Annotated in this window: 14 protein-coding genes and 1 tRNA gene; 12 read left to right on the forward strand and 3 right to left on the reverse strand. The window is 65.7% G+C overall.

What is annotated here, in order from left to right:
* The 9 genes from J4G12_09880 to ysxC form a co-directional block, all read left to right on the forward strand.
* Positions 1-136 (forward strand): ornithine carbamoyltransferase (locus tag J4G12_09880; protein MCE2456101.1); only part of this gene is annotated, 136 nt, incomplete at its 5' end.
* Positions 133-1,245 (forward strand): glycine cleavage system aminomethyltransferase GcvT, encoded by a 1,113-nt coding sequence (gcvT, locus tag J4G12_09885; GenBank protein ID MCE2456102.1) that lies wholly within the window; start codon positions 133-135, stop codon positions 1,243-1,245. The genes J4G12_09880 and gcvT, both read left to right, overlap by 4 nt.
* 5 nt (positions 1,246-1,250) lie before the next feature.
* The gene (locus J4G12_09890; protein MCE2456103.1) at positions 1,251-1,742 is read left to right on the forward strand and encodes a MogA/MoaB family molybdenum cofactor biosynthesis protein; all 492 of its coding nucleotides are present in this window, start codon (positions 1,251-1,253) and stop codon (positions 1,740-1,742) included.
* On the forward strand, positions 1,739-3,433 hold the full coding sequence (locus J4G12_09895) for a sigma-54-dependent Fis family transcriptional regulator (protein MCE2456104.1): 1,695 nt from the start codon (positions 1,739-1,741) through the stop codon (positions 3,431-3,433). Before J4G12_09890 ends, J4G12_09895 begins: the two co-directional genes overlap by 4 nt.
* Positions 3,434-3,518: 85 nt before the next feature.
* Positions 3,519-3,601 (forward strand) — tRNA-Leu (locus J4G12_09900).
* A 202-nt stretch (positions 3,602-3,803) separates the two neighbouring features.
* On the forward strand, positions 3,804-4,751 hold the full coding sequence (locus J4G12_09905) for a hypothetical protein (GenBank protein MCE2456105.1): 948 nt from the start codon (positions 3,804-3,806) through the stop codon (positions 4,749-4,751).
* A 21-nt stretch (positions 4,752-4,772) separates the two neighbouring features.
* On the forward strand, positions 4,773-5,396 hold the full coding sequence (locus tag J4G12_09910) for an ATP-dependent Clp protease proteolytic subunit (GenBank protein MCE2456106.1): 624 nt from the start codon (positions 4,773-4,775) through the stop codon (positions 5,394-5,396).
* 4 nt (positions 5,397-5,400) lie between these two features.
* Positions 5,401-6,780 carry an ATP-dependent Clp protease ATP-binding subunit ClpX gene (clpX, locus tag J4G12_09915; protein ID MCE2456107.1) on the forward strand — a complete coding sequence of 460 codons (1,380 nt, stop codon included), beginning with the start codon at positions 5,401-5,403 and terminating at the stop codon, positions 6,778-6,780.
* Positions 6,781-6,808: 28 nt separating this feature from the next.
* Positions 6,809-7,393, forward strand: coding sequence for a ribosome biogenesis GTP-binding protein YsxC (gene ysxC, locus J4G12_09920; protein MCE2456108.1), 585 nt, complete (start codon positions 6,809-6,811; stop codon positions 7,391-7,393).
* On the opposite strand, the gene J4G12_09925 is transcribed toward ysxC, so the two are convergent.
* The 3 genes from J4G12_09925 to dnaK form a co-directional block, all read right to left on the reverse strand.
* Entirely contained in the window at positions 7,299-7,985 is a 687-nt protein-coding gene (locus J4G12_09925) for a hypothetical protein (protein MCE2456109.1), read from the reverse strand. The two genes, ysxC and J4G12_09925, sit on opposite strands and share 95 nt — an antisense overlap.
* Before the next feature lie 121 nt (positions 7,986-8,106).
* Entirely contained in the window at positions 8,107-9,675 is a 1,569-nt protein-coding gene (locus J4G12_09930; GenBank protein ID MCE2456110.1) for a trypsin-like peptidase domain-containing protein, read from the reverse strand.
* A gap of 176 nt (positions 9,676-9,851) precedes the next feature.
* Positions 9,852-11,786: a molecular chaperone DnaK gene (dnaK, locus tag J4G12_09935; protein ID MCE2456111.1), complete on the reverse strand. Its 1,935-nt coding sequence runs from the start codon at positions 11,784-11,786 to the stop codon at positions 9,852-9,854.
* Positions 11,787-12,320: 534 nt separating this feature from the next.
* Between dnaK and J4G12_09940 the strand changes: the two genes are divergently transcribed.
* The 3 genes from J4G12_09940 to J4G12_09950 form a co-directional block, all read left to right on the forward strand.
* Complete coding sequence (locus J4G12_09940; protein ID MCE2456112.1) at positions 12,321-13,595, forward strand: NupC/NupG family nucleoside CNT transporter; 1,275 nt, start codon at positions 12,321-12,323, stop codon at positions 13,593-13,595.
* Positions 13,596-13,659: 64 nt separating this feature from the next.
* A complete protein-coding gene (locus tag J4G12_09945; protein MCE2456113.1) occupies positions 13,660-14,517 on the forward strand; it encodes a purine-nucleoside phosphorylase in 858 nt (285 codons plus the stop codon).
* A gap of 865 nt (positions 14,518-15,382) precedes the next feature.
* Positions 15,383-15,692 (forward strand): hypothetical protein (locus J4G12_09950; GenBank protein ID MCE2456114.1); only part of this gene is annotated, 310 nt, incomplete at its 3' end.

Raw genomic sequence — 15,692 nt, forward strand, 5'->3', positions numbered from 1 at the left:
TCTCCACTGCCTCCCGGCACATCGAGGCGAGGAAGTGGACGCCCGCGTGATCGACGGACCCGCTTCCCGGGTATTCAGGGCAGCCGAAAACCGACTGCACGTCCAGAAAGCCATCCTCCTGGAGCTAATCTCTTGACCCAGACCCAACTCCGGACCCCGCTCCACAACCGCCACCTCGCGCTGAACGGCAAGATGGTGCCTTTCGCGGGTTTCGTCATGCCGGTCCAGTATCCGAGCGGCATCACCGCCGAACACCGGGCGGTGCGTACGGCCGCCGGCATTTTCGACGTCTCCCACATGGGCGAGTTCGAGATTCGGGGCGGCGACGCCCTGGAACTCATCCAGCGAGTAACCGTCAACGACGCCTCTCGCATCGCCGTGGGCCAGGCCCAGTACTCCGCCATGTGTACCGAGGCGGGCACGATCATCGACGACCTGCTGGTCTACCGCTTCCCCGATCGTTACATGCTCGTCGTGAACGCGTCCAACCGCGAGAAGAACCTCGCCTGGATCAGGTCGCACGCCCGCGGCGACGTGTCGGTGGAGGACTTCTCGGACCATGTGGCGCTTATCGCCTTGCAGGGACCAAGGGCTCGGTCCATCCTCGCCCCGCTGGCGAGCGTCGAAGTGGACGAAATCGGATATTACCGTTTCGCCGACGGTGCGGTGGCGGGCGCGGATGCGATCATCAGCGCGACGGGCTACACCGGCGAGGACGGATTCGAACTATATGTGGACGCCGCGGACGCTCCCGCTCTCTGGGACACGCTCCTCGAAGCCGGAGCGGAGGCCGGGCTCATACCCGCCGGCCTGGGAGCCCGGGACTCGCTTCGGCTGGAGGTGGGCTACGCGCTCTACGGCAACGACCTGGACGAAGAGCACACGGCCCTGGAAAGCGGACTCGGGTGGATAACCAAGTTCGACAAGGGCGCATTCGTAGGCAGGGACGCGCTGGTCGGGCAGAAGGCTGCCGGTGTCCGTCGCAAGCTGGTCGGGATCAAGCTCGAAGGCAGGGGTTTCCCCCGGCCGGGCTACGAGGTCGCGGCTCCTGATGCGGACGAAACGATCGGTGTCCTCACCAGCGGCACGGTCTCCCCCATTCTGGGCTACGGGATCGCGATGGGGTACGTTGCCGCGGACCATGCCAAGGTCGGCAGTCCCGTTCGGGTGAACCTCCGCGGGCGGTTCATCGACGCTACCGTGAAACGCCCTCCGTTCTATACAGAGGGCTCGATCAAGAGGTAACCATCATGCGCGTTGGCATCCTGACCGTCAGCGACGGATGCGCCGAAGGACGACGCACGGACCGCAGCGGCGCGTGGATCGAGGACTGGTGCGCAAGCCGCGGCTACTCCGTGACCGAAAGAGCCGTCGTGTCCGACGATCAGGGAAGGGTCGCGCGAACGCTCGTCTCGTGGTCCGACGCGGGGCAGGTCGATCTCATTCTCACCACCGGTGGCACCGGGCTTGCCAGACGTGACGTAACGCCGGAAGCGACCGGAGCGGTAATCGAACGCGAAGCGCCGGGGCTGGCGGAGGCCATGCGCAGCTACGGACTGCGGAAGACTCCGCTCGCGGCCCTTTCCCGCGGGCTGGCCGGGACCAGGGGCAGCGCTCTGATCGTAAACCTGCCGGGATCGCCCTCCGGCGTCCGTGACGGTATAGCCGCGCTGGAATCCGTTCTGGAGCACGCGGTCGCTCTGCTCGCCGATCCGCTCGCTCCTCACGAAATCGCCCCGTGAGCGGCCGTCGGGTACTGGTCTCCACCCACGACCTCGTTCGTGCCCGTTCGCTCAAGGACGCCTTCGCCGAGCTCGGCATTCGGGTCGAGATGGTAACTCCCGACGAGGAGCTCTCCCGCGAAGCCGACGCCGGGCTTCTCGTGGTCACCGGTGGAGCTCTGCCGGGTCGTCTCGGCGAGCAGGCTCATCTCGAGCTCTCGGTGCCGGTATTCGCTGTCGCCTCCGGTAGGAAGGGCACGCCAGGTCGTTCGGCCGACGCGGGACGGTCGTCCGGCCCATGGGACCGGACCGACGGCGACCGCGTCGACGAGTCCTTTACGGCCGATGCCGCCGACGCCGACATCGCGCACATCGGCGTTCGACGCATGAAGATGCTCAGATTGCAGGAGGAGACCGGGATCATCGGCAGTACCGAAGCCATGCGCGAGGCGCTCGAGCAGGTGGTGCACTTCGGACCTGTCGAGGCGACCGTTCTGATTACCGGGGAATCGGGAACCGGCAAGGAGCTCTTCGCCAGGGGGATTCACCGCCTCTCGGCTCGTCGGGTGAAACCCTTCATAGCGGTCAACGTGGGAGCTCTCTCCGACTCGCTCCTCGAATCCGAGCTCTTCGGCCACGAGAAGGGGGCCTTCACCGGGGCGGTCGACCGGCGCAAAGGGCTCTTCGAGCTGGCGGATTCGGGGACGATCTTTCTCGACGAGATAGGCGAGATGCCGTCTGCGACCCAGACGAATCTTCTGCGCGTGCTGGAGCAGCGGGAATTCCACCGGGTCGGGGGTGAAGAGACGGTCAACGTGGACGTGCGGATCGTCGCGGCGACGAACCGGGATCTGCCGGAGGTTGTGGTCAAGGGCGATTTCCGGCGAGACCTGTACTACCGGCTCAACGTACTCTCCATCCGGCTCCCTCCCCTGCGGGAGCGACGCGCCGACGTCCCGGAGCTAGTGGCGGCTTTCGTGGCCGAGTCGAGCGAGCGTCACGGACTCTCTCCGCCCGAGATCCCGCCCGAGACCATGGAGACGCTCATGGCGCACTCCTGGCCGGGGAACGTCCGCGAGCTTCGCAACCTGGTCGAGTCGATGGTCATTCTCGCCCCCCGATCCCCCGCGCGGCCGGTGTTGCCGGACGATCTGCCCTACGAAGTCAGGCGTGGCGGCACGCTGGGCGGGGGCGTGGCTCTCGTGCCTGCCGGTCCCCCCGGCGAACGACGGGACAGCGGGAGGTCCGGCCCCGAACTCGCAGTCATACTTCGCTCACTCATGGAGCTCCGCACCGACCTTGACGAGCTTAGAGGCGAATTCGAACTCTTCAAGAGCTCGGGATGGAAACCGTCCGCTCCGGTGGTGGGGCGCATCGCATCAGGTTCGGCCGTGCCGGAAGGCGAATTGGTGGAAGTCGTCGACCTCGACGAGACCGAGGCTCGGCCGGACTCCGGGACGCATTCCCCGAGCAAGACGCCGGGGAAGGGTTCGGTCGAAGAGGTTCCGGTCGAGGGTGTTTCGGTCGAGGACGAGCCCTCCTCCGCAGACTCCTCCCTATTCCGGCCCGGCATGACCATGACGGAACTGGAGCGCGAGGCCATCCGGGCCACCCTCGACGCCACCGGAGGGAATCGCAGGGAGGCCGCCAAGATCCTGGGCATCGGCGAGCGAACCCTATATCGGAAGATCTCGAAATACGAGCTTTCCTGATGGCTCCCAGACGGGCACCGGTCGAGGCGTCATCCGGTCGCTGCTTCTTCGGAAGGCCCCGGCCGACATTATATTTCCTCTTGCCGCGAGAGTGGCGGAATTGGTAGACGCGCGGGATTTAGGATCCCGTGGCCTTTGGCCGTGGGGGTTCGAGTCCCCCCTTTCGCACTTCGGTGCACACAACCCACCGCGCCTGCGGCTCCTCGCAACGTGAGCGACGCTTCTGGAACGTCGGGGTCGGGAGGCGGCGACCTGTCGGGCGGCGGACGAGCTGAACCGGAAGGTAGCTGGAGACCCCAAGGAGGCATTCATCTTAGAGGCATCCCAGCTTTCGATCGACATCACCAGGTTGCCCGACTGGGGTTGTTCCGTGAGGGTCGGCGTTCCGAACGATGTGGTGGAAGCTGCGGAACGGAAGGCCCTGCGGCGGCTGGCCGGCAAGGCTCGGCTCAAGGGATTCAGAAAGGGGCGCGCCCCGGAGGCTGTCGTGAAGTCCCGTTTCGGCGAAGCCGCGAGAGATGAGGCCCGTGAGGCCGTGGCCGAGCAGGCGTTCGCCGTCACGGTCGCGGAGCACGACCTCATCCCCATTACCAATGCCCGGGCGCGCGAATTCGAGGAGGGAGACGAGGCGCTGACCTTCGTACTGGAGTTCGACCTCAAACCCGAGGTCACCGTGGGTCGCTCGGGAGGATTCGTCGTGGAGCGCGCAGTCCCGCAGGTCACGGACGAGAATGTTGACAAGTACATGGACCGCTTGCAGGCGAAACTCGAGGAGGCCGAGGATACCTCGGAAGGTCTCGAGCTCCACGCTTCGATGGGGTTCGCCGATGTCGAGCAGTTCAGAAATAACGTTCGGGCGGAGATGGAGAAGGAAGCCGAAAGGTTCGCGTCCGAACAGGTGCAAAGAGCACTGGAGAGGGCGTTTGTCGACGCCAATCCGGTAGATCCTCCCAGGTCGGTCGTGGTTCGAATCCTCAGGCAGATGCTGGCCCGCATCGTCCCGGAGAGCGAAGAAAAAGCTGCTGAACTGATCGAGACCCTTCGACCCGCCGCCGAGTTCGAGGCCCGCCGCGGACTGCTCTTCGACGCGCTGGTCGACACCGAGGGACTGGATGCCGACGAGGTCGAGGTGAGGTCGATCGTGAACGATACCGCCGATGCCGAGGGCAGGGACCGGGCCGAGGCCTTCGAGGCCGCCCGCAACGCCGGGGGGCTCGAATACCTGAGGAACCAGCTCCGGGAGCGGAATGTCCTCGAGCACATCCGCGAGCGATCGGAAATCATCGAGAAACGACCGGACTCCGGTCTGATCTCGTGACACTGAGAACCTACTGAGAAAATGACGATCTACACACCGTATGTCATTGAACGCACGAGTCGCGGCGAAAGAACCTACGACATCTTCAGCCGCCTTCTGCTAGACCGCATCGTGTTTCTGGGAAGCGGGGTCAACGACAACGTGGCCAACGTCATCGTGGCCCAGCTCCTCTTCCTCGAGGCCGAGGACCCCGAGCGCGAGATTTTCATGTACATCAACTCGCCTGGCGGGGATGTCTACGCCGGGCTGGCGGTATACGACACCATGCAGCATCTTCGGGCTCCCATCTCGACCTACTGCATCGGCATGGCCGCTTCCATGGGCGCCGTCCTGCTCGCTGCGGGCGAACCCGGCAACAGGCACGCGCTTCCCAACTCGAGGATCATGATCCATCAGCCCTCGGGGGGTACGCGCGGCACCGCAGCCGACATGGAGATCGCCGCCCAGGAGATCCTCCACGTCCGTGCGCGCTTGAACCGGATTCTCTCAAAGCACACCGGGCAGTCCGTCGAACGGATCCGGGACGATGCCGACCGGGACCGCTACCTCAGCCCGGAAGAGGCCGTCTCCTACGGACTCATCGACGAAGTGCTGGAAGGACCTTCCCGCCCAGGCTCCGTACGCGGCGACAACCCGAAGACCTAATCCAATGCCCCCATCAGATCCCTCCCTGCGCTGCAGCTTTTGCGGCAAGACCCAAAAGGCGGTCAAGAAGTTCATTTCCGGCCCGAGCGTCTACATCTGCAACGAGTGCGTCTCGCTTTGCAACGAGATCCTGGCGGAAGACGCCGAGCGCAAGGCCGTCGATCCCGAACCCACCCCGACGCCGGAAGAGATCAAACGCGAGCTCGACAACTTCGTCATCGGTCAGGGCGAAGCCAAGACGGCGGTCGCGGTAGCGGTCTACAACCACTACAAGCGGGTCTGGCGCGATCAACCTGAAGAGGAGATCGAGCTCGACGGTTCCAACATCCTGCTCGTCGGTCCCTCGGGAGTCGGCAAGACGCTTGTGGCGCAGACGCTGGCGCGCTTTCTCCGGGTGCCGTTCACCATCGCCGACGCCACCACGCTCACCGAGGCCGGCTACGTCGGCGAGGATGTCGAGAACATCCTGGTCAGACTTCTCCAGTCCGCCAACTTCAACGTCAACGAGTGCGAGAAGGGTATCGTCTACATCGATGAGATCGACAAGATCGCTCGCAAGTCGGAGAACCCGTCCATCACGCGGGACGTATCGGGCGAGGGCGTGCAGCAGGCGCTTCTCAAGATCCTGGAAGGAACCGTGGCCAGCGTGCCTCCGCAGGGCGGTCGCAAACATCCCCAGCAGGAGTACATCCAGGTGGACACAACCAATATCCTCTTCATCTGCGGCGGTGCCTTCGACGGCATCGACGAGGTGATCGAGCGTCGGCTGGGCCATCGGAACATCGGTTTCGGGAAGCGGACGTCGAGCGACGGGGACGCCGCGGAGACGAACGGCCGGTCAGCCTCCGGACGATCTTCGGACCCCTGCCGGTCCGAGAGCGAAGGGGCCGAGATTCACGACCTCGACGGCAGCGTCGAGCATCTGCGCCCGACCGATTCCGAGTCGGAGGAGGAGGACCGGAATGACAATCCGCTCGCGTATCTCGAACCCGACGACCTCCAGCGCTTCGGCCTGATCCCGGAGCTGGTCGGTCGTCTGCCGGTAACGGTCTTCCTCGAGGAGCTCGACGAAGAGGCGCTGGCCCGCATCCTGGTGGAGCCGAGGAACGCCCTCGTCAAGCAGTATCAGACGCTCATGGGGATGGACGGAGTCGGCCTGACCTTCGACGCCGAGGCGGTCAAGGCGATCGCCCGACGCGCCTCGCGGTGGAAGACCGGCGCCAGAGCTCTGCGGGCCATCATCGAGGACATCATGCGCGACATCATGTTCTCGATCCCTTCCCGGGACGACGTGCTCGAAGTCGTCATCACCCCGGAGTGCGTGAACAAGAAGGCACCGCCGCTGCTCGTGCTCCGCCCGGAGGTCTCGAAGAAGGAGGCGTGAGCTTGCGAGCCGTCGTGGATCTCGCGCGGTGATCATCCGCTCGGTCGACTTCGCCGGATCCCTGGTTCAGCCGGGTGCGCCCTTCCCCGGAACCCTGCCCCAGATCGCGCTCTCGGGACGTTCAAACGTCGGCAAGTCGTCGCTCATCAACACCCTGTTGGGAAGAACCCGCAAGCGGGAGGCCCGCGTCTCGGCCAGGCCGGGCAAGACCCGGGCCCTGAACTTCTTCGAAGTCAACGGGGCATTCTTCCTGGTCGACCTGCCGGGTTACGGCTACGCCGAGGTTCCGGACGAAGTGCGCGACTCCTGGATGCGGATGGTGACCTGGTATCTCGCCTCGGGCGGTCCGGCGGCGGTGGTTCAACTGATCGACTCCAGACATGATCCGACGGAGGCGGACGAGAGCCGGCTGGAGCTGCTGGCGGATGTCGGCGTGCCGACGGTGGTCGCGCTTACCAAGGTCGACAAACTACGGGGCGCCCGGCGCCGCTACCTGACCGAAAGAGTCTGCTCTCGGCTCAGCATTGACGAGGAGCAGGTGATCTGCTTTTCGTCGCGGACCGGGGAGGGGCGGAGCGAGCTTCTCGAGGCTGTGGCGGCCCTCTCACTCTGATCCGAACTCGCTCCGCTTCGATCCGTTGCAGGGTCAAGGCCCAACTGTTGTCGCGCTCGCCGCGATAGACGAAGGTCAGCGATTCTTCCAGATCGAGGCCGGGCGCGAAGGTCAGCACCGCCATCTCGGTCTCCCGAGGCTCCATCCTTCTCGTGCTCCATCCCGGGGTCACCGGCAGGATCCGCACGGGTCTAAAGCGAACGCCCTTCGAGAATACGCCGATCTCGTCCGGGAAGAAGTCGCCTCCCTCGTCGGAGAAGACCGAGACCAGCATGAGCACGGCGCCGGGAGCGGCCCGGGTTCGGTGAGCCGCGGCCATCCCGGAAAGCCTGCGGTAGGTGTCGGGCGCCGCCGTCCTAGTCATGCTCTCGGTAAGCGGGGTTATGAGAAGACGAACGCCGCCGCTCGCGATGCCGACCGATATGTCTCGCTGGGTGAGAGTGCCCAGACCCGGAGCGGGCAGCGGATCCGGGGTCGGAAGACCGTTGCCGGTCACGCCCGCTCCCGCCGTGCAACCCGACTGAAGCGCGAGGCCCAGCAGCCCGAGGAGAAGGGCTCCTCGGACCGCCGGAAGGAACGTGGCCGCAGGCATCCTTCCAGGGTCGGGCCTAGCAGTCTGTGGCGATACTCGCACGAGCACCGAAAGCGGCGAAGCGACGCGCGCGGCGCGGATTCAGCTTCGGGTTGCCGTGGGCGGCGTTGTCCACGGGATGCTAGCCGGGCATGCGCACGTTCACGACCCGGGTCTGACCGTCGGTGGAGATCTGGAAGCGGAGGGTGACGGCTTCGCCCCGCCCGACCGCGGCCAAGGCGTCGCTCAGATCGCGCTCGGTACCGATCTCGCGGTCGCCGACCTGAACGAGCTTGGCGCCTGCGTAGCGACCGACACCGCTGCGAGCCGCCTCGCTGCCGCGATCCACCCCGGCGAGGTAGACTCCGCCCGACGGGTAGTTCCCTCCCCGGGCCTCCGCTTCGCTGAGATATGCTACCCGAATGCCGAGCCTCTCCACGCCGTGAATCTCGATCTCGTCCACAACCTCGGGGACCTCGTTGAAGGGCGCCTCATCCAGCTTGACCCGGACGTCGACCGGGGCGCCGGCGCGGTAGACCGTGAGTGCGACCACGTCGCCGGGGCCGTACTCGGCCATCGCTCCCTGCAACTCGCCGGAATAACCCATCTCTTCGCCGTTCAGCGCGACGATCACGTCTTCGGGCTGAAGCACCGAAGCGGACGGACCGGTGGGATCGACCGCCTGGATGAGAACGCCCGCTACGCTCGGCAGGCCGTAGACGTCGGCGTCGTTCGCGGTCACCGTCTGGATTTCCACGCCAATGCGCGGTCTACGCACCGTGCCGAACTCTACGATGTCTTCCATGACGCTGCGCGCGATATTGATCGGTACCGCGAAGCCGTAGCCTTGGAAGGCCCCGGTCGTCGACAGGATCGCCGTGTTGATGCCGATGGCCTGGCCCTTGAGGTTGATCATCGGGCCGCCCGAGTTGCCGGGGTTAATGACGGCGTCGGTCTGGAGAAAATCCTCGATCGCCCAGCGAGACGCCTGGAACCTGGACGCGTTGTCCCCGAAGCGCGGATCGTTGCTCAGGTCCTGTTGGAGAAGCTGGAGCGGCCTTCCTCGGGCCGATATGATCCCTGCGGTGACGGTAAAGTCGAGCTGCGGCGTCCGGCCGACCCCCGGATTGCCTACCGCCAGAACCCACTCCCCCACCCTGACGTCGTCGGAATCCCCGAGCGACATGGAGGGAAGAGGCGCATCGGGTTCGACCTTGACCACGGCGACGTCGGTGAAGGGATCGACCCCTATGACCCGCGCCGGCAGGGAACGCTTGTCGGCGAACTGAACCGTGACGTCCCGGGCGTCATCGACCACATGGGTGTTGGTGAGAATGTAGCCGTCGGGGGAAACTATGAAGCCGCTGCCCACCGAAAGGCTGACCTCGGGCAGGCCCTGCGGGTCGGTGGGGCCGCCGAACTGTCGGAGCCATCGCTCCGGCAGATCGGGCTGCTCGTTCCGGCGCAACGCCTCGATCCGAACGACGCTCGGGGTGACGGCGTCGGCGAGATTCGTGAAGGCGTCGCTGAGGTCGACGGCAGGCTGCACCGAGGCCGCCGCGACCGCCGGGGTCTCGTCTATGACTGGCATCGACGGCGATTCGATAGTGGTCCAGCCGACGACGCCCGCCAGCGCGAGTCCCATGAAGCTTCCAAATGTGGCGAGTACGGCAAAGCGGGCCTTGGCTCGCAGGGGGTCGTAGTTGGTCATCCGGTCTTCCTTAGGTGAACGTGATTCGGTCGCAGGAGGGTTCTAGCCGTGAGACAGCCCAAGGCGGCGCTGGGCCGGACCGTCCCTCAGCTGGACGATTCCACCCTTGCTTGGACGCCGGTGGCGCGTATTCGGTTGTCTGACGCGGCTCGCCGGGTCCGTGGCCAAGCGGTCGCCTAGCGACGGTCGTCTTCGACGATCTCGTAATCGGCATCCACGACATCGTCGTCACCGGCCGCACTCCCGTCATCCGGCTCCGAGTCCTCCTCGGGCGCCTCCTCCTCGGAGGAAGCCGCCTCCGCGGTCTGGGCCTGGTGCATCTCCTGTCCGACGCCGGCATATGCCTCCATGAGAGTGTCGAAGGCCTCGGCCAGCGTGGAAGTGGCTTCGCTCTTGAGTGCGGCGCGGGCGCCTTCGAGGGCGTCGTCCACCCGAGCGCGGCTCTCCTCGGACACCTTGTCGCCCCACTCGCCCAGATCCTTCTCGACCTGGTACACGAGTCCGTCGAGGCGGTTGCGCGCCTCCACGGCGTCCTTGCGCTCCTTGTCCTCCTGCGCGTGCTTCTCGGCGTCCTTGACCATGCGCTCGATCTCGGCGTCGGAAAGTCCGCTGGAAGCCTCGATGCGGATCTTCTGCTCCTTGCCGGTGGCCTTGTCCTGAGCCGACACGCTAAGGATGCCGTTCGCGTCGATGTCGAAGGTGACCTCGATCTGCGGAACGGAGCGCGGAGCCGGGGGAATGCCCGCGAGCTGGAACTTGCCGATGGTCCGGTTGTCGATCGCCATCTTGCGCTCGCCCTGGAGCACGTGGATCTCCACCGTGGTCTGATTGTCTTCCGCCGTGGAGAAAACCTCGGCCTTCTTGGTCGGGATGGTCGTGTTGCGCTCGATGAGAGGCGTCATGACCCGCCCGAGCGTCTCGATTCCGAGCGAGAGCGGAGTCACGTCGAGCAGAAGCACGTCGGTGACCTCGCCCGCGAGCACGCCGCCCTGGATCGCGGCGCCCACGGCCACGACTTCGTCCGGATTCACACCCCGGTTGGGCTCCTTGCCGAAGAAGTCGCGCACGACCTCCTGAATCTTCGGGATGCGAGTGGATCCGCCGACCAGAATGACCTCGTCGATCTCGGAGGTCTCGAGCCCCGCGTCCTGGAGGGCCGCTTCCATTGGCTTGACGGTACGCTTGACCAGATCTTCCACCAACTGTTCGAAGCGGGCGCGGGTCAGCGAGTAGTTGAGGTGCTTGGGACCGTCGGCGGTGGCGGTGATGAAAGGCAGGTTGACGTCGGTGCTCATGGTGCTGGAGAGCTCCATCTTCGCCTTCTCCGCCGCCTCCTTCAGTCGCTGGAGCGCCATGGGATCCTTCGAAAGATCGATGCCCTGGTCACGCTTGAACTCCTTGACAAGCCAGGAGATGACGCGCTGATCGAAGTCGTCACCGCCCAAGTGGGTGTCGCCGTTGGTCGACTTGACCTCGAAGACCCCGTCGCCGAGCTCCAGGATGGAGATGTCGTAGGTTCCGCCCCCGAGATCGAAGACCGCGATCTTCTCGTCGGCCTTCTTGTCGAGTCCGTACGCGAGGGCGGCAGCTGTCGGCTCGTTGATGATGCGCTTGACGTCGAGGCCCGCGATCCTGCCCGCGTCCTTGGTGGCCTGGCGCTGCGAGTCGTTGAAGTAGGCCGGGACGGTGATCACCGCTTCCGTGACCGAGGTGCCGAGGTAGTCCTCCGCCGTGCTCTTCATCTTCTGGAGGATCATGGCGCTGATCTCCGACGGCGTGTGCGCCTTGCCGTCGGCGTTGGGGATCTTCACCCGAACCCGCCCCTTGGCGTCGCCGACGACTTCGTAAGGGACGAGCGTCTCCTCCTCCTTGACCTCGTGCCTCAACCTGCCCATGAAACGCTTGATGGAGAAGACCGTGTTTTCAGGATTCGTGATGGCCTGGCGGCGCGCCACCTGGCCCACCAGCCGTTCTCCGTCCTTGGTGAAGGCCACCACCGACGGCGTGGTGCGTCCGCCCTCCGAGTTGGGAATCACCACGGGCTCACCGCCTTCCATGACGGCTACCACCGAGTTGGTCGTTCCCAGGTCGATTCCGATTGTCTTGCCCAATGTCCGCTACTCCCGAAGATGAAACGCCGTACCGGGATGGTGCCGGCTGTCCGTGCGTGCGATGGGCAAGATTCGTACCGGCGCAGGAGGGCGTGGAACTGCCAGAGTGGCAGAGAGGGTGACCTCAGGCGAGACTCGCCCGCCGGATTCCGGCGCCTCCGGCGTCGGTCGTCCCCCCAAGGTACCAAGCCAGTCGGGAGAGGTTAGATTGCCGATTACGTTCCTCAAGCGAGTGTGTCCTTGCTTCCGGGACGTGAAGGTCGCCGACAGCGGCCTCGCACCAGCACATGATCCTCCTCCTCCAAGCCCGCCCTTGTGACCCGAACCCGTTCGTTCAGCGTCGGACTCTGGATGCTGTGCCTGCTCCTGATCGGCGCGGGGGCCATCCGAGCTCACGGCGGCGAGGCGACAGGTTCCGTCGAAACCGGTGCGGCCTTAGCGGAGGCCGTCGAAAACGGGTCGTCCGCGCAGATCCGCGTTCCGCGAGAGGGGACGGGGGCCAGCTTTCTGGAACGGGCGCGCGGACTCCTGGGAATGGCGGTCCTGCTCGCGATCGCTTGGCTGGCGAGCGTCAACCGGCGCAAGGTCATGTGGAGGGTGGTGGTCTGGGGCCTGGCTCTCCAGCTCATGTTCGCCTTCCTCATCCTGCGGACCGGCCCCGGAGAACAGGTCTTCGGTCTCCTCAACGACGTCGTCGTGCAGCTCCTGGGCTACACCCGCGAAGGCTCCTCCTTCCTCTTCGGAAACCTGGTCAATCAGACCATCCCGGTGGGATCCGGGACGGTGGGAAACGGCGGCTTCACCGAGATCCCCGGGCAGGTCGCGCAGGTGGGCGCCCAGCTCGCATTCGACGTTCTGCCGACGATCGTCTTCTTTTCGTCGCTGGTCACCATGCTCTACCACATCGGGATCATGCAGGTGTTCGTCCGAGGCGTGGCCTTCGTGATGCAACGCACGATGGGCACGTCCGGGGCCGAGACCATGTCGGCGACCGCCAACATCTTCATCGGGCAAGTGGAGGCCCCGCTCACGGTCAAGCCGTTCGTCGGCAGGATGACCAACTCGGAGCTCATGTCGGTGATGACGGGGGGCTTCGCGACCGTCGCCGGAGGCGTGCTCGCCGCCTATGTCGGAATGCTGTTCGTCTACTTCCCCGATGTCGGCGGGCACTTGCTCGCGGCTTCGGTGATGTCGGCTCCGGCCGCGCTCGTGGTGGCGAAGCTGATGTATCCGGAAGACGGCGAGCCCGTGACCGCCGGGACCTCTCCCATCGGCGTGGAAAGGACGGACGTCAACGTGATCGACGCCGCCGCCCGCGGCGCGAGCGAAGGCATGCGTCTCGCCCTGACCGTGGGAGCGATGCTCATAGCCTTCGTCGCCCTCATCGCGCTCGTGAACGGCATTGTGGGATGGGCCGGAGGGCTGGTGGGGCTGGAAGACCTGAGCCTTCAGCGGGTCCTCGCCTGGTTCCTCGCCCCGCTCGCCTGGCTGATGGGCGTTCCTTGGCAGGACGCACAGGAGGTGGGAGGACTCCTCGGCATCAAGACGGTTATCAACGAGTTCGTAGCCTACGTCCAGTTCGCCGGCGCTCTGGGCGAGGGCGCGAACCTCCATCCGCGCTCGATCGTGATCGCCACCTACGCCCTCTCCGGCTTCGCCAACTTCGCCTCGATCGCCATCCAGCTCGGCGGCATAGGCGATATCGCGCCCGAACGCCGCGGCGATCTGGCCAAGCTCGGGGTCAGAGCCATGGTCGGCGGCACGATCGCGGCCTTCCTTACGGCCACGATCGCGGGCATACTCCTGTGAACCGGCGGTCCGTTTTTCCAGCAGCCTCCGCGTCGTTCGCGGGCAGCGCACCGGTGCGATGCCGATGAAGGACATCACGGACGTCCCGGCGAAAACCGCAGTCGAAGCGGCCGCCGTCCTCCATGACGCCTTCGGCTTCCGCCCCAAGGTGGCGGTCGTACTGGGTTCGGGTCTCGGGGGGCTCGTCGAGGCGCTGGAGGACAGACGCGCGGTTCCGTTCTCGCAACTGCCCGGCTTCGCCGATACCGGAGTCGTCGGGCACGCCGGGGAGTTCGTCGCCGGTCGGCTCGCGGGCGTTCCCGTGGTTCTTCAGGCGGGACGCTGCCACATCTACGAGGGTCATCCGCGCACGGCGGTCGCGGCACCGGTGCGGACCCTTGCCGAGATCGGAATCGAGGCGCTGGTGGTCACCAACGCGGCGGGAGGGATAACCGAAGCGCTCGACCCCGGCGAAATCATGCTGATCACCGATCACATCAATCTGATGGGGACAAACCCGCTCATCGGCGCACCGCTGCCCGGCGAGAGCCGCTTCACCGACATGACCGTCGTCTACGACGCCGGGATGAGGAAGCTCGCGCTGGCTACGGCCGAGGCGGCGGGGATCGAATTGCACCAGGGGATATACGCTGCGGTTCACGGACCCTCCTTCGAGACTCCTGCGGAGATCCGGATGCTCGGCCTGTTGGGAGCGGACGCGGTAGGCATGTCCACGGTTCCCGAGGTCTCGGTGGCGAGAGCGAGGGACGTGCGCTGTCTGGGCTTCTCGGCGATCACCAACCGCGCGGCCGGATTGGGTAAGGGAGCCCTCGACCACGCCGAGGTGCTGGCGCTCGCGGATGTCTTCCACGACCGGCTCGCCACGATCGTGGGGGGCGTCCTGGAAGGGCTGGACTCCGGCAGCTCCGAGGCGCGATCTTAGGATGGTGAGACCCATCACGTCGACAAGGAGAACCCCATGAGCGGACGAATAGCCCTGCGGACCCTCGCGTTGACCATTGCGGCGGGTGCCTGCTCCGACGTGCCGGATGACACCTTGGACACCGAACGTCCCCTGACAGCGGAGTTCGTCGACGTGTTCAGGGTGGGTAACATGGACCCGCCCTATTGGGCTCAGTTTGGGACACCTCCGAGCCTGGGGTTCGACGGCGACGGCAACCTGTTCGTCCTGAACCCTGATGCCCCGGTCGTCGCCGTTCTGGACCGCGATGGCGAATTCGTCCGGACCCTAGGACGGAGAGGCGAGGGCCCCGGGGAGTTCAGCGGCCCCGACGACATCTACGTTTGGAGGGACGGTACGGTGGCCGTAGCGGACCGGGGAAGCGGCACCTATGTCGTGTTCGCTCCCGATGGCTCCTTCGACCGTCAGGTGAACATGTCGGCGGGCCGAGTCGCGGCTTATGGAATGATGGCGTTCCGGAGCGGTGCCAGGCCGAATCCTGATGCCGTCGCGCTGGTGGCGCGCGGCATGAGCAACCCGGTTCAAGAGATGTTTCGACGGTTTGAATCGCCCAACCCGACCATCGGTCCGCGCGGTCTGGAGCGGTTGACCCTGGGACCTGTGGGCACCACCGCCGAGCCCATCGTCAAGGCCGGCGAGGTGCGGGCACCGGCGCCCGGTGAGGAAGCGTCCGGTGCCACGGACGAGCCTAAAAGGTTCGACCCGGGTCTGCTCTTCGACGTCCTGCCCGACGGGTCGGTGGCCTATTCCGATTCCGCCGGCTATTCGATCTGCGGGCGACGGTGCACCCATCGGCACCATCGCAAGACCCATCAGTCCCGAGCCGGTGACCACCGAGGTCGAGGCGACCGTTCGGGATTCGGCCTTGGCAACCCACGAGCGCCTCTACGGCGACCCCGCCAACCCGCAGGGGCCGGACCAGGCGCCGCCGGAGTTGATGGCGGACATGGTCGCGGAGATGCGCGCCAGCATAGAGGGCATGCGGTTCAACCACGAGATACCCGTCGTCGTCTCCCTCAGGGCCACATGGGAGGGAGGGCTTTGGGTGCAGCGCCGACGCGAAGGCGACCCCTGGGAAGGAGCGGTCGGCGTGATCGATGTCTGGAATCCCGACGGACGCTACGTCGGCACCCTGC

The sequence above is a fragment of the Gemmatimonadota bacterium genome (genome assembly GCA_021295815.1).
GTDB lineage: Bacteria > Gemmatimonadota > Gemmatimonadetes > Longimicrobiales > Gaopeijiaceae > JAGWBQ01.